Below are 19663 nucleotides of genomic sequence, written 5' to 3'. Positions count from 1 at the left end.
GGCTCACTGACATTGAATCGAAGAAACTGCGGGCAGGTTTTAACGATGGAAAGCTTTGAAGAGTTTGAAGAATGGTTCCAGCGTCAAGGCAAAGACGTCCGTAACTTGATTTCTGTTCGCGCCCTGATACGTGAATTTCCGTTGTTGGACGCAGCCGAGATCAAACTGGCATTCGACCAGAAAACTAAGACCAGATTTGTATTGGCCGCTCTGCGGTGCCTCACGGCTGCGGGGTCCGTGATAGTGTATCCGTCTTCCGAGACCCGACAAGCCGCGCGGGCCGCAGCGCAAGCCGCCGACCACATAGTTGCGGACACCCTCGCGGCGGGCGACACCGGCGATGAACACGCGAACCTAAACCATGATGCGATCTATCCGTATGCTGAGATTGTGCGGCGCGCGATGAGGCTTGCGATGGATGTGATGTCGGAGATGGGCGTGAAGAAAGCGATCCGCCTCAAGTTAGAAATGCAAAACGCAATGATAGCGGACAGTGAAATAGAGTTCGACAAGCTGATGGCAACGCCTTTGTGGGGGATCGCTGGGGAGCCTTAATGGTTGTCGACTGACGCGCCGCACGCTCATCGATTGACCGCATCTAGCGATCAGTGGCGATTCTGGCGCGACTGGCTTCAAGGCTTTCTCGATGGCAAGCCGCTCGATTGGGAACTTCAGCGCCGCGTGGCAGAAATCCCTGATGCCGATTGGGAAAAGGGGCCGGAGCATATCGCAGAGAAGATCGAGGAAATTCGCAATGAGTTTGGCGCCCCAAATCTCGACCCAGGTCAGGTATTGGGACAAGCGAAACGGCTCGCCGCCACGCCCAAGACTACCTATTTGATAGCAAGCCAAACCGCATCAGCTATTGAAGTATCAATCCACGATTTTCTGAACACGCAAGAAATAAACCAACTCCCGGACTGCCTCACTCCATTACACAATCTGCCCCCGCTGTTGCGATCCATGGCGCAGCACGCGCAAGATGCGGAGCGGATCAAGGTGCTGGAAACAGAAATCGAAAACCTAGTGAGTGAAGTCGCGCGACTAACCAAAGCACTAGAAGAAGCTAAATCAAAGCCATTGAGGCAACGAGCCGCAGAGACTGCGGTTCTTACTACAGTTGCAATTGCGACTACCGGGTTCTGGTCATCGGTTATCGCTGGGATTAGCTATATGACCGGCGTCGAAGACATTGCAACTCTCCTCGAACGGTTCAGCGCCATTGGACAGGAGCCTCCTAGTATTGAGCAACTGGCTCCACAACAATTCCCGAAAACCACTGACATATAACCGCGCCTGAGCCTGGGTGGACGTAACGCCCTCCCGTGGGTAGGGTCGGGCGATGTCCGGCCTAACGACCGGACGGAACTTCGCAAGTGCCCCCTACCCCACCGGCAGCACATTCCTTCGCACCATCGTCCTCAGCGTAAAACTCGACCGCATCCGCCTTATCCCCTCGACCCGCATCAGGCGGTGTTCCATGAACTCATCGAAGGCGGTCAGGTTGGCGACGACGACGCGCAGGATGATGTCGCGGTTGCCGCTCATCAGATGACATTCCATCACCTCTTCCATGCGTGACACGGCGCGCTCGAACTGGGTCAGGGCGTCGCGGTTCTGACTTTCCAACTCGACCGAGATAAAGACCGATACCGGCAGCCCCAGCTTCGCCTGATCGACCCGTGCGCCATAGCCGGTGATCACGCCCGCCTCTTCCAAAGCCGCGATGCGGCGGGCACAGGGGGTTGGGGACAGGCCGACGGAATCGGCAAGCTCGCCCAGCTTCTGGCGGCCGTTTTCCTGCAAGGCGGCGATAATGCGGCGGTCGATGGCGTCCATCAGAAAAATCCCGTCTTTCTGCGTCATTTCAGATGATATCACCAAAATTCAAATCCCACACGCCGATTTTTAGTGATTTTCACCGGCTGACTTTGGGTAAATTCACGACAAATGCGGGAGGATCTCATGAACATTACACAAGTGGCCTCGGCCACCCATGAAGAAGTTTATCGTGTCGAAGACGCAAGCTGCGGTCTTGTCGGGTTCATTGCCATTCATTCAACGGTTCTGGGGCCGGCGGCGGGTGGGCTGCGGATGCGCCCCTATGCCAGCGAGGACGCCGCGCTGACCGATGTGCTGCGCCTGTCGGAAGGCATGACCTACAAGAATGCGGCGGCTGGATTGCGGTTGGGCGGCGGCAAGGCCGTGATCATTGGCGACCCCGCGACGCTGAAGACACCCGAGTTGCTGCACGCCTTCGGGCGCGCGGTCGAAGCCTGCGAAGGTCGTTACTGGACGGCCGAGGACATGGGTATGAGCCCCGCGGACATGGCCGAACTGGCCAAGGAAACCGGTTTTGTCGCCGGTCTGTCGGATGGGGCGTTTGCGTCGGGCGATCCGTCGCCGATCACCGCGCGCGGAATCTTCAACGCCGTGCGCCGCGTGGCGTTGCACCAGTTTGGTGATGCCGATCTGACCGGGCGGACCGTGTCCGTGCAGGGTCTGGGCAATGTCGGCTGGAACCTGTGCGAATTGCTGACCGATGCGGGCGCCAAGCTGATCGTCACCGATATTGATACCGGGCGCGTTGACGAAGCCACCAAGGCGTTCGGTGCGCAACCGGTGGGTCTGGATGACATCTATGCGGTTGAAGCGGACATTTTCGCACCCTGCGCCATCGGGGGCATCCTGAACGCCGACACGATTCCGCAGTTGAAGGTCAGGGCCGTGGCTGGTGGCGCCAACAACCAGTTGGCCACGCCTGAGGATGCGGAACGGCTGGTAGAGCGCGGCATCCTTTATGCCCCGGATTTCGTTGCCAATGGCGGCGGCATCATCAACGTTGCGACCGAGGTTCTGAAAATCGAAGGCCGGGTCGACTGGGTGGCCAGGAAACTGGACGCGCTGGACGACACGATGGAGGCGATCCTGTCGGAAGCCGCCAAGCAGGGCGTCAGCCCCGCCGCCGTCGCACAGGACGTGGTGGCCAAGACCATCAAGGCCCGCGCGGCCTGACCCCTTGCGGGGAAGGCGTTGCCGCGCCTTCCCCGACCGCTTAGGCTGGCGTCGATGCTTGTTGTGAATCGGACGCCATGGCCCACCCTCCTTCCGACATTCTGACGATTACACTGAATCCGGCCATGGATATGTCCACCGGCGTGGATGCGGTCCGCGCTGATGAAAAGCTGCGATGCGATGCACCGGTGCTGGACCCGGGCGGCGGCGGGATCAATGTGGCCCGCGTGATCTGCCGCATGGGCGGGCGGGCCACCGCGCTCGTGGCGCTGGCCGGGTATCGCGGGCAGGAACTGGCCGCGCTTCTGACGCGCGAGGGTGTGCCGACCGAAGTGTTTGAATTGAACGGTGAAACCCGGCTCTCGCTTGCCGTCACTGACCGGCAGGCGGGCAATCAATACCGTTTCGTCATGCCCGGCCCGGTCTGGACCCAGACCGACGTCGACGCCCTGTGCGACCGACTGCAAACCGCCATCCAGCCCAGCATGCAGGTCGTTCTGTCCGGCTCGCAACCGCCGGGCGTGCCGGATGGCTTTCCCCGGATGCTGGCCGGGATCACCCGCGCCCAGGGCGCCATTCTGACACTGGACACCTCGGGGGCGGCGCTGGCCGTGCAGGCCTCGGACCTGGGCGCGGCCCCCGACATCCTGCGACTGGACGGCGCGGAAAGCGAGGCGCTGGCCGGGCGACGCCTTGGGTCGCTGCACGATGTGGCCGGGTTCGCCCGCGAACTGGTCGGCAAAGGTTACGCACGCGCGGTGGTTCTGGCGTTGGGGGCCGAGGGATCGGTGCTGGCCACGGCCGGGACGCTGCTGCATGCCGTCACCCCACCCGTGCCGGTGGCAAGCAAGGTCGGCGCGGGAGACAGCTTCGTCGGGGCCTTCACCCTGACCCGCGCACAGGGGGGCGATTGGTCCGACGCCCTGCGCCACGGCACCGCCGCCGCCAGCGCCGCGGTGATGAGCCCGGCGACCGAATTGTGCCGGGATCACGACCTGCGCGCCTTACTGCCGCAGGTGAAAATCACGCAGCTGTGATGCGCGTGTCAAATTGCATCGAACCCTTTTAACGTGTATGATCTGTCCCATCAGTCAGGCATCCAAGACCTGAAACAGGAAGCAGATTTCGACGAGGGCAGCCATGAAACGGGTTCTTCTTTCCATCGCGTTACTTTCCGTCATCCTTCCCAGCCAGGCGGCATTCGCCGGCGGGTCGATCGAACGGGCATGTCTCAACGCCAATCGCGCCGCCGCATCGCGCACGCTGTGCGGCTGTATCCAGAAGGTCGCCAATTCCATGCTCACCAATACCGAGCGTGCCAAGGTGGCAAAATTTTTCAAGGATCCGCACCGCAGTCAGGCGCTCCGCCAATCCGATCGCAGCTCGGATGAGCGGTTCTGGAAGAAATACAAGCAATTCGGTCAAACGGTGACATCTTACTGCCGCTAACCGCGACTTAGGTCAAAGCCGCAATCAAACCCCGTGCGGCGGCCTCGACGATGTCCAGAGTCTGATCGAAATCCCGTGTGTAATAGGGGTCCGGCACGTGGTCCTGTCCCAATTCCGGTGCGAAATCGGTGAACAGAACCACCCGGGCGTGTTCTCCGTCTGGCCGCATCTGCTCCAGAGCGGCCTTGTTGTTGTCATCCATCGCCACAATCAGATCGAACCGGGTGAAATCCGCACCACACACCTGACGGGCGCGCAAAGCTGACAGGTCATAGCCGCGCTTTTGCGCAGCCTTCTGCATCGGACCATAGGGTGGATCACCCACATGCCAATCAGACGTGCCTGCGCTGTCAATCTGCAACACCAATGACGGATGATCACCCGCCAATTCACGCAACACGGCCTCTGCGGTGGGCGACCGGCAGATATTGCCCAGACAGACGAACAGAATGCGATGGGTCACGGCATCGACCTTGAGGCGCGGTCGCGGTCCGTCACGCTTGCCCTTTCCGCCACTGCATTTTCATGTAAAGCCGCCCACCCGCCAGTTCCTCAAGCATTTGCGCCACCCGCTTTTCACGGGTTTCGGGCCGTTTCGCACGGGCAATCCACGCCAGGTAGTCGTTGCGCTGGTAAGGCGGGCGCGCCTCGTAAGCATCGCGCAGCCCACCTGCGCGCAATCGCGCGTCAATATCAGACGGCATGGGTTGGATCGGTCGCTGTAATGCCATGCCATATCGTTTCATCTGCACGGGGATCACGTCAAGCCCACCCGGCCCCGCGCATACGGGCATGGCTTTGCCCATTCGCCGCACGGCCCCTTGCAAACACCTGACAAGGTCGTCACAAGCGCGCCATGTCGCGTGTAAAACCCTATTCCATGTCCTGCCCGATCTCGCGGTCCCTTGACTTGTTGGGCAATCGCTGGGCGGTTCACGTGCTGCGCGAACTTCACGCGGGCCCGGCCAGCTTCGCACAGATCAGGGCAGGCCTGCCCGGCATCGCTTCCAACATGCTGTCCGTGCGCCTGTCCGAACTCTGCGCCGCCGGGTTGATTGCCAAATCCCACCGACTTTACACGCTGACCGAACGCGGCCTGTCCACCCGAGCCATCCTGTTCGAACTGGCCCGCTTTGGCCGCCACCAGCCGGTTCCGGACGCTCCGGCGGACCCGGAAAACGGCGCACATCGCGCGGTCATTCTGGCCGGTGCCATTGAACGCGCCGCCGGACCACTTGACGACATCCGCGCGGAGATCCTGCTGGACGGCGAGCCATTTTCGCTGACCGTCACCGGTGGGCGCGCCGCGCTTCAGTCCGGCACCATGCCACTGGCCCCGGTGCAGATCGCCTTTGACTGGGCAGATGTCGAAGCCGTGGCCCGTGGCGACCTGCGCGTCGCCAATTTCGCCGCCGAACGCGAGATCACCGCCGAAGACCCGCTCCAGGTCGCCGCATTGCTGGATCTGCTGCAAAAGGCAATGGACATCTATGGGGGCTTCAAGTGAGCCATATCGTCATCCTGACCGGTGCTGGCATTTCAGCCGAAAGCGGGCTGGGGACGTTTCGCGACAAGGATGGGCTGTGGACGAAATACGACCTGAACGAGGTCGCCACACCAGAAGGCTTTGTCCGCAATCCCGATCTTGTCCACGCGTTCTATAACGCGCGCCGGGCGAACTGCCGAAATGCACAGCCGAACGCGGCACATGCGGCCTTGGCCCAACTTCAAAATGAACACGGCGGTCGCGTGACCATCGTAACGCAAAATGTCGACGATCTGCACGAGCGCGCCGGCGCCACCGATGTGATCCATATGCATGGCACGCTGTCCGGTGCGCTTTGTGCGGACTGCGATCATCGTTGGGCTGCGCCACTGGCCATGTCCACCGATGACCCCTGCCCCACTTGCAAGGAAACGGCCACCCGACCCGACATCGTCTGGTTTGGCGAAATGCCGTATCACATGGACGAGATCTACCATCATCTGACAGGCGCTGATTTGTTTGTCGCCATCGGCACTTCCGGCAATGTCTATCCGGCCGCGGGCTTCGCCGCCGAGGCCCAGTCGGCCGGTGTCGAAACGATCGAGCTTAATCTGGAGCCGTCTGCCACCGCCAACAGCTTCGACACCGCGCGGTTCGGACCAGCCACCAGGATCGTGCCGCTCTGGGTTGCCGAGATTCTCGGCAGAACATAGAAAAGGGCCGCACCCGGAAAGGTGCGGCCCTTCAGGCGCAAAAAAACTGCTGCCCGATCAGTTCGTGGACGTGGTGTCCTGCTTCATCTGGCCACCCTTCATCTTGCCCTGACCCATTTTTCCATGCTGCATCCCGCCCCCCATGGGGTTGCGTTTCAGGTCAACGGGGATCTCGACCGTCATTTCACCGGCTTTTTCAAACACGAGCGTGACGCTGATGGTCGATCCATCCTCGAAGGGTTGGTTCAACCCCATGAACATCACGTGGTCACCGCCGCGTTGAAGCGCGTGCATGCCACCTGCGGCAACAGGAAAGCCCTCTTCGACCTCCATCATCTGCATCACGCCCTCGGCGGTTTCCTTGTGGGTGTGCAGCTCGACCCGTTTTGCCACGTCTGACTTTGCGGCAATCAGGCGGTCATCCTGGTCGCCATGGTTCATGATCTGAAAAAACGCCGCGCCCGCCATCGCGTTCATACCCGAGGCACGGGCATAGGCATCTTCGATCTTGATGTCGCCTTCGGCAAACGCAGGCAGGGCAAGCAGCGCAGCCGTGGTGGCGGCAAGAATGGTTTTCATAGGGGACATGGTTTCGTTCCTTTGGTCCGTCATTGCATAAATCTGAGGTATAAAGTCAGATCTGCGCCGGAGGGCCACGGGCAGACGGGGTCAGCGTGGCGCGCCCCTGATACGAGGCGCTGCGCAAGGGCGTTATACGGGCGACAATCCGCGCTTCGGGGCTGTGAACAACCGGAACAGCGAAAGCGGCTGCGAAAATCTGCGCCCCATCCGGGCAAAGATGCACCGATTCGATGGGTTCACCATCCGGGCCGACCACGACGGTCACCATGCCGACACCGGTGCAAATCACCATGTCCATGGCCTTGCCCAAATCCGGACTGCTGCCGCGCGCATGGGCCAGCATGAAACTGGCCGCGACCAGCATCAGAACCAGGACATATGCAGAAACGGCACGGATCATGGGAACAGAGCTAAGCCGTCTTTTCCCCGGGCACAAGCGACAAAAGGTATCAGTCCCGAACATGGAAAAACCGCCCAAAGCGGCAAGGCCAGGGCGGTTCAGGTCCGGTTGTTCCGGGTCGCACGCGGGCTTAGGCGGATGCCAGCGCCTTGGCGACTTCTTTCTTGATCTTCAGCGCGTTGGCCGACAGCTCATCATCCTTAGCTTTCGCCAGATACGCATCCAGACCACCACGATGATCGACCGAACGCAGCGCGGCGGCCGAAATGCGCAACTTGACCCCACGGCCCAGCGCTTCGGACTGCAACGTCACATCGTTCAGGTTTGGCAGAAACCGGCGGCGGGTTCTGTTCTTGGCGTGGCTGACATTGTTGCCAGTCATCGGGCCTTTTCCGGTCAATTCGCAAACGCGCGACATGGCTCTTTCCTTGCTTTCTCGGGCCAGATTGGTGATCTTTCCGGTGCGCCCTCGCGCCGTTCACGTCCAGCCGGTCAATACAAACGGGCGCCGCACTGGCAGCGCCCCAAATTCCGTTCGCGGTAATTAGACGCCTTCCATAGGCGCGTCAAGTGAGTCTTGCCCCTTCGGACATGATTTTCCCCTGCTCGCCCATACCCGGCTAGATGGCTTCTTCTGGCCAGAAATATCCTGGGGTGAATGCGCGCACGCGCAGAGGGGCAAGGCCCCTTCCAGGCTCACATCGTGAGCTACCGAATGCCATGGCGTCATTCCTCTCCCAGAAAGCCACCCGATTGCCGATCCCAAAGCCCGGCATAGGTGCCGCCCCGGGCCAGCAACGCGTCGTGGCTGCCGCTTTCGATGATCCGGCCCTGGTCCAGGACGACGATCCGGTCCATCTGGGCAATGGTTGACAGACGGTGCGCGATGGCAATCACGGTCTTGCCCTCCATCATTCCGTAAAGCGTCTTCTGAATGGCGGCCTCGACCTCGCTGTCCAGCGCCGATGTCGCCTCGTCCAGCACAAGGATCGGGGCATCTTTCAGCATCACCCGCGCTATCGCAATCCGCTGGCGCTGCCCGCCCGAAAGTTTCACACCGCGCTCGCCCACATGGGCGTCATAGCCGCGCCGCCCTTGCGGGTCCTCCAGCGACTGGATGAACTCATGCGCTTCGGCCCGTTCGGCCGCGGCAATCATCTGCGCTTCGGAGGCCTCCGGACGCCCATAAAGGATGTTGGCCCGCACCGAGCGGTGCAACAGGCTGCTGTCCTGCGTGACCATACCGATTTGCGCGCGCAGGCTGTCCTGTGTCACGGCGGACACGTCCTGCCCGTCAATCAGGATCCGCCCACCTTCGGGGTCGCGAAAGCGCATCAGAAGGTTCACAAGGCTGGACTTGCCCGCGCCCGACCGACCCACAAGCCCGACCTTTTCCCCCGGCTGCACGGTCAGGGACACATTGTCCAATCCGCCCGATCCCTTGCCATAGTGATGCGTCAGCTTGTCGAACGTAATCTCGCCCCGGTCGATAACCAGATCCCGCGCGTCCTTGGCGTCCTGCAACTCGTGCGCCACGGCGATAGACCGCAGGCCCTCACGGATCACGCCCATATGCTCGAACAGGCGGATCGTCACCCACATGATCCAGCCCGACATCCCGTTCAGCCGCACCACCAGCGCCGAGGCGGCGGCAACCTCGCCCACCGACACCTCGCCCTGCGTCCACAGCCAGACCGCCGCGCCCAACACGCCCACGATCAGCAGGCCGTTCAACAGGTTCAGCCCAAAGCTGAGCTCGGTCATCAGGCGCAGGAACCGCTGGAACCTGAGCCGCAACCGTTTGAGCGACGACAACGCATAGCGTTCTTCACCCGCCCCTTGCGAGAACAGTTTGACGCTTTCGATATTGGCATAAGCGTCGACGATCCGCCCCGTCACCAGCGACCTTGCATCGGACCATTTCTCGGACGCCACCGACACGCGCTTGGCGATATAGCGCACGTAAAGCACATAGAAGACCAGCCAGACGCCCAGCGGCAGCGCAAGTCGGATGTCGACCTGCCCCAGAATGACCATCGCGCTCAGCACATATGTGGTGGCATAGAAGATGCCTTCGAAGAACATATAGGTGCTGTCCTCGACCGCCGGGCCAAGCTGCATCACGCGGTTCGACAGGCGCCCGGCAAAGTCGTTCTGGAAAAAGCTCAAGGACTGCCCCAGAAGGTGCCGGTGTGCCCGCCAGCGCACCTGTTCCTGCATGTTGCCGGCCAGGGTTTGTTCAAGAAAGAAACGGTTCAGCGTGATCGCCAGCGGTCTGAGGAAGATGATGAACACCGCCGCGATCAGAAGTTCGACCCCGTGTTCCCCCCAGAAACCTTGCGGCGTCGACAAGTTCATCAGATCGACCACCCGACCGGTATAGAAGATCAACCCGGTTTCAATCAGGGCGACCAGTACGCCGGTCAGCGCCATCCAGATCATCCATTTTCGAAACGGGCCAAAGTGCGATTTGAAGAACGCCCACAGGGTCTTGGGCGGCGTGCCTGTGTCATGCGGGGCAAACGGGTCGACAAGATTTTCGAAAAAACGGTACATGAAGGCGCTCCGTGCGCTTGGTGTAAAGATGTTTGGATGGGGCTGGCAACAGCCCATCAGGACCGCAGCTTACGCTTGATATGGGGTCCTGAAATTTCGCATCCGGCATCTCTCCTTCATGTTATTCTGGGACGCTACCCCAGTTGTTAGCGCCGATCAAGTCCGGCCAGGGGCTGTGGCAATGTAGATGAAAGGGGCGTTGCCCCTCGCGGCAGGGCCGCTCACCCCAGGATATTTGTTGGCCAGAAGAAACGGGCAGCGGTCAGGTGTCGGTGGGCAGGCGAAGCTGGGCAAGTATGTCCTCGGCGGCGCGACTGGCCGAGATTTCGCCGGCCGCCACCTGAGTGCCCAACGCGTCGATCCGGGCGCGCGTGTCTTTCTGGTTGAGCACGGACAGCAGCCCCAGGCGCACATCTTCTTCAAACCAGTGCCGTGCTTGCTGGGCGCGCCGTTTGGCCCAATGGCCGTGTTCGCGTCGCCAGTCGATCAGTGTTTGCATCTCCTCCCATGCGTCCGCCAAACCGTCTTGCGTGACCGCAGAGACCGTCATCGCCTTGGGAAACCCGTCCGGATCATAGGCCCGTTTGCGCAGCAGCCGCAGCGCGCCCGCGTAATCGGCGCAGGTGCGCATCGCGGTTTTTTTCAGGTCACCATCGGCCTTGTTGACCAGGATCAGGTCCGCGATCTCCATGATGCCGCGCTTGACGCCCTGCAACTCGTCGCCCCCCGCCGGCGCGAGCAGCAGAAGGAACAGATCGGACATTTCCGCGACCATGGTTTCCGATTGTCCCACGCCCACGGTTTCGACCAGCACGACGTCAAAGCCTGCCGCCTCACACAGCGCCACGGCCTCGCGGGTGCGGCGTGCCACACCGCCCAGTTGCGATTGCGACGGCGAAGGGCGGATAAAGGCGTTTTTCTCGCGGCTCAGTTGCTCCATCCGCGTCTTGTCACCCAGGATGGACCCGCCCGACCGGGCCGAACTGGGATCGACCGCCAGCACGGCCACTTTAAGCCCCTGCTCGATCAGGAACATGCCGAACGCCTCGATAAACGTCGACTTTCCCACGCCTGGTGTGCCCGACAGGCCGATGCGCAGGGCCTGGCGGCCCAGGGGTGCCAGTTGGTCCAGCAGCGCCCCGGCCTGCGCGCGGTGGTCGGCACGACCGCTTTCAACCAGGGTGATGGCCCGGGCCAGCGCCCGCCGTTCACCCGATTGCACCCGCCGTGCCAGATCTTGAATGTCCATGCTGCCTCCGACTTTCCGACTTCATGCCGCGTGGGACGCGGACTGTCCAGAGGGTGCAGCCCGCATCTGGACGATCAGGGCGCGAGGCCCGATAAGGGGGCATGACCCAGACCCTGCCGATCCACGACGTTTTGCCCGATCTGATACGGGCCATTGGGGATGCGGGGCGTGCCGTGCTGATGGCACCGCCGGGCGCCGGGAAAACCACCGTGGTGCCGCTGGCATTGCTGGACGCCGGCTGCTTCGACGGCAAGCTGGTGATGCTGGAGCCACGCCGACTGGCCGCCCGCGCCGCTGCCGAACGCATGGCGCAAACGTTGGGCGAGCCGGTGGGCGGCACCGTCGGCTATCGCATCCGGGGCGAAGCAAAGGTCAGCACCGCCACCCGGATCGAGGTCGTGACCGAAGGCATCCTGACAAGGATGCTGCAGTCGGACCCTTCGCTCGCCGGGATCGGCGCGGTGATCTTTGACGAATTTCACGAACGCTCCTTGAATGCCGATCTGGGTCTGGCGCTGACCTGGGAGGCGATGCAGGCCTTGCGCGACGACCTGAAACTGGTCGTGATGTCGGCGACGCTGGATGCCGAACCGGTTGCCCGGCTGCTGGATGATGCCCCCATCCTGCGCTCGGATGGGCGCGCCTTTCCGGTCGAAACCCGCCACCTGTCCGCCCCTTTGCCCAAAACCGCGCGCCTGCCCGACGCCACCGCCACCCTGGTGCGCGAGGCGCTGGCCCGAACCGAGGGCGGCGTTTTGGTGTTTCTGCCCGGCGAGGGCGAGATCCGTCGCACCGAAGCCGCGCTGCGCCCGCATTTGCGTGACGACTGTCATCTGCACCCGTTGTTCGGCGCGATGCCGTTTGCCGCCCAGCGCGCCGCGATCGCTCCTGCCGCATCGGGCCGCAAGGTCGTGCTGGCCACCGCGATCGCCGAGACATCCCTGACCATTCAGGATATCCGCGTGGTGGTCGATGCAGGCTGGTCCCGCCGCGCGCGCTTCGATGCCGGGTCCGGCATGTCACGGCTGGTGACAGAGCGCGTATCGAAAGCCGAAGCCGAACAGCGGCGCGGGCGTGCGGGTCGCGTCGCGCCGGGCGTCTGCTATCGGCTTTGGACCAGGGGGGAAGAAGGCGCGTTGCCCCCCTTTCCACCGGCCGAGATCGAAACCGCCGACCTGGCGCCCTTGGCGTTGGAGCTTGCGGCATGGGGGGCGCCGGACGGCGCGGGGCTTGCCTTTCTGACACCGCCGAACGCAGGCGTGTTGACCGAGGCGCAGGCGTTGCTGCGGTCTCTGGGTGCGCTGGATGCGACGGCGCGGATCACCACGCATGGGCGCAGACTGGTCCGCTTGCCCCTGCATCCGCGTCTGGGACATATGCTCGCCACTGCCGGACCTGACGCCGCCCCCTTGGCTGCGCTGTGGGGCGACCGCGATCCCCTGCCCCGCTCTGCCCCGGTCGATCTGTCACTCCGGCTGGAGGCGATCCGCGACCCGAAAGGATTTACCGCAAACCGGGGAATGACACCCAATCGCGGCACCATCGAACGAATTCGCACCGAGGCCAAACGCTTGCGTCGGTTGATTGACCCCACCTCGGGCGACCTGAGCGACGCCCAGATGGCCGCGCTGGCCTATCCCGATCGCATCGGGTTGCGTCGACCGGGTGATGCGCCGCGCTTCGTTCTGTCCGGCGGAAAAGGGGCGGTGATCGAAGACAGTGACCCCTTGGCCGCGGCGCGACTGATCGTCGTCACCGACACCGATGGCAACCCGCGCGAGGCCCGAATCCGTCAGGCGATCCAGATCAGCGAGGGTGAGTTGCGTGCGACTTTCGGGGACGAGATCATCTGGGTTGATCACGTCGCCTGGTCCAAACGCGAAGGCCGCGTGGTGGCGCGGCGTCAGGAACGGCTGGGTGCCCTTGTCTTGGATGACCGTCAGTGGAAGGACGCCCCAGCCGATGCCATGGCCCGCGCCATGCTGGACGGGGTGCGGGATCTGGGCTTGCGCCCCACGGATGCGGCGCGCCGGTTCATCGCACGGGTCGAGCTTCTGCGTTTGGGCGGGGCGGATCTGCCTGACATGACCGACGACGCCCTGATGAACCACCTCGACGAATGGTTGCTGCCACATCTTGAGGGCGTGCGGTCTGCCGCCGACTGGAAGCGGTTCGATCCGCTGGACGCGTTGCGCGCCCGGCTTGACTGGGCACAGATATCCCTTGTCGACCGCGAGGCGCCTGCCCATTTCACCACGCCGATGGGACGCCGGATCCCCATCGATTATGGCGGCGAGGTCCCGGAAATTAGCCTGCGCCTGCAAGAAATGTTCGGCACCACCCGCCACCCGATGATCGGCACGACGCCGCTGCGTGTGACCCTTCTGTCACCCGCCGGACGCCCGGTGCAAACCACCACGGACATCCCGAACTTCTGGGCGAACAGCTATCAGGATGTGCGCAAGGACATGCGCGGGCGCTATCCCAAACACCCCTGGCCCGAAGACCCGACCCAGGCCGATCCGACCCTGCGCGCCAAGCCCCGCAAGGGTTGAAACCGGTCAGATTGCGCCCAAAATCAGTGGTTCTGGCGGTCAAACTTGCAATTTAACTTACAATTACCATATCTTAACATCTACGATAAAAACTGAGCAAAGCTCCGAGAGCGCAGGTACGAAAATGTCATCATTGCTGAAACAGGCCTGGGAAGAGGTCGTCGCCCCCATGTTCCAACGCCCCAACCGGGTGCAGGTCGCCGCATTGTGCTATCGCGGGACAGGCGACGACAAAGAAGTGTTGTTGGTGACGTCGCGCGGCACTGGCCGCTGGATCCTGCCCAAAGGCTGGCCGATGGATGGCAAAAACGCCGCAGAAGCCGCCCGGCAGGAAGCATGGGAAGAAGCCGGCGTCGCCAAGGGCCAGCTGGATCATGCCCCGATCGGCGCATTCGAATCTGAAAAAGAAATGGATTTTGGTGGGATCGCCCGTTGCACGACCACCGTCTTCCCGCTGAAGGTGGAAAAACTGGCCGATGATTTTCCCGAAGCCGACGAACGCACCCGCACCTGGGTTCCGGCGGATCAGGCGGCCGATATGGTCAAGGAAAGGGAACTGCAAAAGATCTTGCAGAAATTCTGACCGCTCCCTTTGCATCGCTACCCCTGCCCCTGCGGGCATGGCCTGACCACCGGGTCAGCTGGCCGGAGCGGTCGGATCACACTACCCCGTTTCGCACCACGCAACGGCCCGAATCTGTTGCAATCGTGGTCCTGACAGTCTAGCGCAGGCGCTGAACTGCAACGGTTGTAATCCGGCCGTGTCAGAACACAGAGCCAGGGGGCCAAGGATGGGCGCAGAAAAACGCGGCAGCCAGTGGAAGACGCTGGACAAGGATCTGAACCGGATCAGCCAGGTTGAATACGCCACACAATATGTTTCGCGCCCGCTGGTCGGCATGGGGATCGCCCTTGCATTTATTGTTATTGCCGCACTGGGCGCTGCCGTGTTTTTCGGCCAATCCCCAACCTCTCTGGTCGTCGTGACCGCCGCTGCTTTCGGTGCCTATATGGCGCTGAACATCGGGGCCAATGACGTGGCCAACAACATGGGGCCGGCAGTCGGTGCGAATGCGCTGACCATGGGGGGCGCCATCATCATCGCAATCATCTGTGAAAGCGCGGGCGCGCTTCTGGCAGGGGGGGACGTGGTCTCGACCATCTCGAAAGGGATCATCGACCCCACGGGCTTTGACCAAAACCGTGTCTTTGTCTGGGCCATGATGGCGGCGCTGATCTCGTCGGCGCTGTGGGTGAACCTTGCCACATGGATCGGCGCGCCAGTGTCCACCACCCATTCGGTCGTGGGTGGCGTGATGGGGGCAGGCATTGCCGCTGCGGGGTTTTCGGCGGTCAGTTGGGGCACGATGGGCAAAATCGCCGCCTCCTGGGTCATCTCGCCCGTGTTGGGCGGGGTCATTGCCGCGCTGTTCCTGGCGTTGATCAAGCACAAGATCATCTATCGGGAAGACAAGATCGCCGCCGCCAAACGATGGGTGCCAGTGCTGATCGGGATCATGGCCGCCGCCTTCGGGGCCTATCTGTCGATCAAGGGCCTTAAGAAAATCGTTGATATCGACCTGGGAACAGCCCTGTTGATCGGCGCCGCCATTGGGGTTGTCTGCTACTTCATCACCGTCCCCCTGATCGCCCGCCAAGCCCGGGGGCTCGAGAACCGAACCAAGTCCCTGAAGGCGCTGTTTGCCCTGCCGCTGATCTTCTCGGCGGCTCTGCTTTCCTTTGCCCATGGCGCCAATGACGTGGCCAACGCGGTCGGCCCGCTCGCCGCCATCGTGCATGTGGAAAGCGTGGGCGACTTTGCCGACAAGGTCTCGATCCCGACCTGGGTCATGGTGATCGGAGCGTTCGGCATCAGCTTCGGCCTGATGCTGTTTGGCCCGAAACTGATCCGCATGGTGGGCAGCCAGATCACCAAGCTGAACCCGATGCGCGCCTATTGCGTAGCCCTGTCGGCGGCCATCACCGTGATCGTGGCAAGCTGGCTGGGCCTGCCTGTCAGCTCGACCCATATCGCGGTGGGCGGCGTCTTCGGCGTCGGCTTTTATCGCGAATACCACATGGAGCGCCGCCTGCGCCGCTCATCCGCCGCCCGCCCCCAGGTCAAACGCATCGCGCCCGAGGAACGCCGCCGCCGCAAACTGGTACGCCGCTCGCATTTCATGACCATCGTGGCGGCCTGGGTAATTACCGTCCCCGCTGCAGCTCTGATGTCGGGGGTGATCTTCTACGTGCTGAACGCCATCGTCTCCTGAGACGGTCCCACGCCGCCCGGCTTCTTCTGGCCCCAAAATATCCTGGGGTAGGTGCCACGCGCCCCCGCGTGGCACCGCAGGGGCAACGCCCCTGATCACGCCCCCAGACACCAGCGCATGATTGCCTTCTGCGCGTGAAGCCGGTTTTCAGCCTCGTCAAAGATCACCGATTGCGGACCGTCCATCACGGTGTTCGTGACTTCCTCGTCCCGGTGGGCAGGCAGGCAATGCATGAACAAGGCGTCCGGCTTGGCATGGGCCATCAATTCGTCATTGATCTGATAGGGGCGCAACAGGTTGTGCCGCCGCTCGCGCGCCGAGGGCGCATCATGCATCGACACCCACGTATCGGCCACGATCAGGTCGGCGCCCTCGACCGCCTGCACCGGATCGCGCACAATCTCGATCTTCGCCCCCTTGGCACGCGCCTCGTCGACGAATTTCTGCTCCGGGTCCAGCACTTCCGGCCCGGTGAAGGTCACGTCAAAACCAAACTGCCCGGCCGCGTGCAGGAAGGACGCACAGACATTATTGCCATCCCCCGCCCAGACCACCTTCCTGCCGGCAATCGACCCGCGATGCTCTTCAAAGGTCAGGATATCGGCCATGATCTGGCAGGGGTGCGAGCGGTTGGTCAGCCCGTTGATCACCGGCACATCGGCATATTCCGCCATCTCAAGCAGCGTCGCTTCCTCGAACGTCCGGATCATGATCATGTCGACATAGCGGCTCAGCACGCGGGCCGTATCGGCCACCGTCTCGCCATGGCCCAACTGCATCTCGGAGCCGGACAGAACCATCGTCTGCCCGCCCATCTGGCGCACGCCTACATCAAAGCTGACGCGCGTCCGGGTCGACGGCTTCTCGAAGATCAGCGCAACCATATGGTCCTTGAGGGGCTGTTCTTCGTCCAGCGCACCTTTCGGTTTGCCCGCGCGGGCCTGTTTGATCCGGGTGGCCTCTGCGATCATGCCGGTCAGATCGGCGGTGTCGGTCGTGTTGATATCCAGGAAATGTCTCATTGGCTCTGGCCCTCCACAGCCTTTGCAGCGGTTTCAAGGCGCGTGACGGCCTCGGAAATGTCTTCGTCTTCGATGGTCAGGGCGGGCAGGATGCGCAACACGTTGTCGCCCGCCGGCACGCATAACAGCCCGGCGTCATAGCATTTGGCCAACACGTCCGTGTTCAGCGCCCTGCATTTCAGGCCCAGCATCAGCCCCGATCCACGCACCGCTTCGAACACGTCCGGGTGGGCGGCAACCAACCCTTCCAGCTTTTGGCGCAGACGTCCGGCCTTGCGGCTGACCGCGTCCAGGAACGCGGGGTCGGATACAACCTCGACAACCTTGGCCCCGATGGCACAGGCCAGCGGGTTGCCGCCATAGGTCGAGCCATGCGTGCCCGCCCCCATGCCGGAGGCCGCGTCTTCCGTCGCCAGAACCGCGCCCAGCGGGAACCCCCCGCCGATCCCTTTGGCGACCATCATGATGTCGGGGGTGACGCCGGAATACTCATGCGCAAACAGCTTGCCCGTCCGGCCCATGCCGCATTGAACTTCATCAAAGATCAGAAGGGCGCCGGCTTCGTCACAGGCTGCGCGGATCGCTTTCAACTCGTCATCCGGCACAGGGCGGATGCCACCCTCGCCTTGTACGGGTTCGATGATCACGGCCGCCACGTCGCCTTCGGACAGGGCATCCGTAAGCCCGTCCAGATCACCAAACGGCAGATGCGTGAAACCGGGCAGAAGCGGGCCGAACCCCTTGGTCAGTTTCTCGCCCCCAGCCGCCGCGATCCCGGCGGACGAGCGGCCATGAAACGACCCATCGAAGCCGATGATGCGCGTCCGCTCCGGCTGGCCTTTGTCGTGCCAGTACTTGCGTGCCATCTTTACCGCCAGCTCGCAGGCCTCGGTCCCCGAATTGGTGAAGAATGCAGTGTCGGCAAAGGTCAGATCGACCAGCATATCCGCCAGCTTCTGTTGTTCGGGAATGGTATAGAGGTTGGACACATGCCAGAGCTTTTGCGCCTGCCGCGTCAGCACATCAACCAGCGCCGGGTGCGCATGGCCCAAAGCGTTCACTGCAATTCCCGCGCCCAGGTCCAGATATCGCTCTCCCCTGTCGGTCACAAGCCAGCTGCCCTGGCCGTGCTCGAACGCAAGATCAACACGGTTATAGGTCGGAAGAAGCGACGGGATCATGTCGGTATCCTTTATAAAAGAAGCCCTTGGGTGCCGTATGGCGGGCCTCGAGTCAACATTTTCGGAACGGGTGCGCGTCAGGGCGCAGGATCAAACGAAACAGGGACGTCAGGCGCGGATGCGTCGGCGTCGGGTGTCAGCGATATGCGTGCGTTTGATCATGGGGCGGGCTTACGCGAAGGAAACCCGCCTGTCCACCCTTTTCAGAGTGCGGACAAACCCTTAAGCGGAAGAGATGGAAACGCGTCTTGCCCCTGCCCCGCACCCCCCGTTGGCCGCCGCAGGTTTCATGCTGCTGGCCGCCGCGCTGATTGCCGGCACCACGCTAATGGCCAAGCTGGTCGGGCGCTCGGCACTGGGCGAACCGCTGCACCCCTTGCAGATCAGCCACGGGCGGTTTCTGTTTGCGTTTCTGTCGATAAGCCTTGTGGTGGCGTTCAAACGCCCCATGCTGCACAGCCGCAACCTGCCCCTGCATATTGCGCGGTCGGTGTCCGGCTGGGCCGGCATTTCGCTGATGTTCGCGGCGGTGGCCTTTATTCCGCTGGCCGATGCAACAGCGATCAGCTTTCTGAACCCGGTCTTTGCAATGCTTCTGGCGATCCCGCTCCTGGGCGAGCGGGTCGGGCCATGGCGTTGGATCGCAGCGGCGATCGCACTGGTCGGTGCGGTGGTGCTGATCCGCCCCGGCGCGGGCAGCTTCCACCCCGCCGCGCTTCTGGCGCTGGCGGCGGCAATGGTCATGGGGTTCGAGATCACACTGATCAAACGCCTGACCGGACGCGAGGCGCCGCTGCAGATCCTGTGGATCAACAACGGCATCGGGCTGGCGGTGGCAACTTTGGCCGTGGTCTGGGTCTGGGCGCCTCCGACCGCTGCACAATGGGCTGCCCTGGCGGCATTGGGTGGCATGATGGCGCTGGCGCAAACCTGCTTCATTCAGGCCATGAAGCGCGCGGATGCAAGTTTCGCCGTTCCCTTTTCCTATGCCACGCTGGTCTTTGCGGGGTTCTATGATTTCGGCGCATTCGGGGTCATCCCGGCCCCCACAAGCCTTGCCGGTGCGGCGATCATCATTGCAGGCGGTGTGCTTCTGATCTGGCGCGAAGGGCGTCAGGCCCGATGAAACCGCTTCTGCGCTTGTATCCCCCGGCACTATGACTAAAATAGCCGCTTGTGAAT

At 62.5% G+C, this 19663-nt stretch carries 21 protein-coding genes; 11 read left to right on the top strand and 10 right to left on the bottom strand.

From position 1 onward, the window contains the following. Nucleotides 1–45: 45 nt before the first annotated feature. Together MUY21_RS05710 and MUY21_RS05705 are read left to right on the top strand one after the other, a co-directional pair. Nucleotides 46–555: a hypothetical protein gene (locus tag MUY21_RS05710; RefSeq protein ID WP_248409387.1), complete on the top strand. Its 510-nt coding sequence runs from the start codon at nucleotides 46–48 to the stop codon at nucleotides 553–555. A 3-nt stretch (nucleotides 556–558) separates the two neighbouring features. Continuing rightward, a complete protein-coding gene (locus MUY21_RS05705; RefSeq protein WP_248409386.1) occupies nucleotides 559–1290 on the top strand; it encodes a hypothetical protein in 732 nt (243 codons plus the stop codon). A 93-nt stretch (nucleotides 1291–1383) separates the two neighbouring features. On the opposite strand, the gene MUY21_RS05700 is transcribed toward MUY21_RS05705, so the two are convergent. Then, entirely contained in the window at nucleotides 1384–1839 is a 456-nt protein-coding gene (locus MUY21_RS05700) for an Lrp/AsnC family transcriptional regulator (protein ID WP_248409586.1), read from the bottom strand. A 126-nt stretch (nucleotides 1840–1965) separates the two neighbouring features. Between MUY21_RS05700 and MUY21_RS05695 the strand changes: the two genes are divergently transcribed. From MUY21_RS05695 to MUY21_RS05685, 3 genes are all read left to right on the top strand, one after another. Next, nucleotides 1966–3015: a Glu/Leu/Phe/Val dehydrogenase dimerization domain-containing protein gene (locus tag MUY21_RS05695; RefSeq protein ID WP_248409385.1), complete on the top strand. Its 1050-nt coding sequence runs from the start codon at nucleotides 1966–1968 to the stop codon at nucleotides 3013–3015. A gap of 77 nt (nucleotides 3016–3092) precedes the next feature. Then, the gene (locus MUY21_RS05690) at nucleotides 3093–4052 is read left to right on the top strand and encodes a 1-phosphofructokinase family hexose kinase (RefSeq protein ID WP_248409384.1); all 960 of its coding nucleotides are present in this window, start codon (nucleotides 3093–3095) and stop codon (nucleotides 4050–4052) included. A gap of 103 nt (nucleotides 4053–4155) precedes the next feature. Continuing rightward, a complete protein-coding gene (locus tag MUY21_RS05685; protein ID WP_248409383.1) occupies nucleotides 4156–4464 on the top strand; it encodes a hypothetical protein in 309 nt (102 codons plus the stop codon). 7 nt (nucleotides 4465–4471) lie between these two features. Here MUY21_RS05685 and MUY21_RS05680 read toward each other — a convergent pair whose 3' ends face one another. Further along, nucleotides 4472–4927, bottom strand: coding sequence for a low molecular weight protein-tyrosine-phosphatase (locus tag MUY21_RS05680; protein WP_248409382.1), 456 nt, complete (start codon nucleotides 4925–4927; stop codon nucleotides 4472–4474). Between the two features lie 31 nt (nucleotides 4928–4958). Continuing rightward, nucleotides 4959–5270, bottom strand: a complete 312-nt coding sequence (locus MUY21_RS05675) for a YdeI/OmpD-associated family protein (RefSeq protein ID WP_248409381.1) — start codon at nucleotides 5268–5270, stop codon at nucleotides 4959–4961. A gap of 50 nt (nucleotides 5271–5320) precedes the next feature. Here MUY21_RS05675 and MUY21_RS05670 point away from each other — a divergent pair, with 50 nt between their 5' ends. Together MUY21_RS05670 and MUY21_RS05665 are read left to right on the top strand one after the other, a co-directional pair. After that, entirely contained in the window at nucleotides 5321–5971 is a 651-nt protein-coding gene (locus MUY21_RS05670) for a helix-turn-helix domain-containing protein (RefSeq protein ID WP_248409380.1), read from the top strand. Further along, the gene (locus MUY21_RS05665; RefSeq protein WP_248409379.1) at nucleotides 5968–6663 is read left to right on the top strand and encodes an NAD-dependent deacylase; all 696 of its coding nucleotides are present in this window, start codon (nucleotides 5968–5970) and stop codon (nucleotides 6661–6663) included. Before MUY21_RS05670 ends, MUY21_RS05665 begins: the two co-directional genes overlap by 4 nt. Nucleotides 6664–6720: 57 nt before the next feature. On the opposite strand, the gene MUY21_RS05660 is transcribed toward MUY21_RS05665, so the two are convergent. From MUY21_RS05660 to meaB, 5 genes are all read right to left on the bottom strand, one after another. Next, complete coding sequence (locus MUY21_RS05660; RefSeq protein ID WP_248409378.1) at nucleotides 6721–7251, bottom strand: copper chaperone PCu(A)C; 531 nt, start codon at nucleotides 7249–7251, stop codon at nucleotides 6721–6723. Between the two features lie 46 nt (nucleotides 7252–7297). Beyond that, nucleotides 7298–7645: a hypothetical protein gene (locus MUY21_RS05655; protein ID WP_248409377.1), complete on the bottom strand. Its 348-nt coding sequence runs from the start codon at nucleotides 7643–7645 to the stop codon at nucleotides 7298–7300. Between the two features lie 130 nt (nucleotides 7646–7775). Then, complete coding sequence (gene rpmB, locus MUY21_RS05650; protein WP_191286102.1) at nucleotides 7776–8063, bottom strand: 50S ribosomal protein L28; 288 nt, start codon at nucleotides 8061–8063, stop codon at nucleotides 7776–7778. 308 nt (nucleotides 8064–8371) lie between these two features. Then, complete coding sequence (locus MUY21_RS05645; protein WP_248409376.1) at nucleotides 8372–10201, bottom strand: ABC transporter ATP-binding protein; 1830 nt, start codon at nucleotides 10199–10201, stop codon at nucleotides 8372–8374. A gap of 262 nt (nucleotides 10202–10463) precedes the next feature. Then, complete coding sequence (meaB, locus tag MUY21_RS05640) at nucleotides 10464–11450, bottom strand: methylmalonyl Co-A mutase-associated GTPase MeaB (RefSeq protein WP_248409375.1); 987 nt, start codon at nucleotides 11448–11450, stop codon at nucleotides 10464–10466. A 101-nt stretch (nucleotides 11451–11551) separates the two neighbouring features. Between meaB and hrpB the strand changes: the two genes are divergently transcribed. From hrpB to MUY21_RS05625, 3 genes are all read left to right on the top strand, one after another. Then, complete coding sequence (gene hrpB, locus MUY21_RS05635; RefSeq protein WP_248409374.1) at nucleotides 11552–14005, top strand: ATP-dependent helicase HrpB; 2454 nt, start codon at nucleotides 11552–11554, stop codon at nucleotides 14003–14005. A 124-nt stretch (nucleotides 14006–14129) separates the two neighbouring features. Then, entirely contained in the window at nucleotides 14130–14588 is a 459-nt protein-coding gene (locus MUY21_RS05630) for an NUDIX hydrolase (protein ID WP_248409373.1), read from the top strand. Between the two features lie 208 nt (nucleotides 14589–14796). Continuing rightward, entirely contained in the window at nucleotides 14797–16278 is a 1482-nt protein-coding gene (locus MUY21_RS05625; RefSeq protein WP_248409372.1) for an inorganic phosphate transporter, read from the top strand. Nucleotides 16279–16373: 95 nt separating this feature from the next. On the opposite strand, the gene argF is transcribed toward MUY21_RS05625, so the two are convergent. Together argF and MUY21_RS05615 are read right to left on the bottom strand one after the other, a co-directional pair. Beyond that, nucleotides 16374–17300 (bottom strand): ornithine carbamoyltransferase, encoded by a 927-nt coding sequence (argF, locus tag MUY21_RS05620; protein ID WP_248409371.1) that lies wholly within the window; start codon nucleotides 17298–17300, stop codon nucleotides 16374–16376. Beyond that, on the bottom strand, nucleotides 17297–18481 hold the full coding sequence (locus tag MUY21_RS05615) for an aspartate aminotransferase family protein (protein WP_248409370.1): 1185 nt from the start codon (nucleotides 18479–18481) through the stop codon (nucleotides 17297–17299). Before MUY21_RS05615 ends, argF begins: the two co-directional genes overlap by 4 nt. 235 nt (nucleotides 18482–18716) lie before the next feature. Between MUY21_RS05615 and MUY21_RS05610 the strand changes: the two genes are divergently transcribed. Then, nucleotides 18717–19607, top strand: a complete 891-nt coding sequence (locus MUY21_RS05610; protein ID WP_248409369.1) for a DMT family transporter — start codon at nucleotides 18717–18719, stop codon at nucleotides 19605–19607. Nucleotides 19608–19663: the final 56 nt, after the last annotated feature.

It is taken from the genome of Aliiroseovarius sp. S2029, from assembly GCF_023195575.1.
Lineage (GTDB): Bacteria > Pseudomonadota > Alphaproteobacteria > Rhodobacterales > Rhodobacteraceae > Aliiroseovarius > Aliiroseovarius zhejiangensis.
The sequence above is the reverse complement of the archived record's forward strand: the minus strand, read 5'-3'. Positions and strand labels throughout refer to the sequence as shown.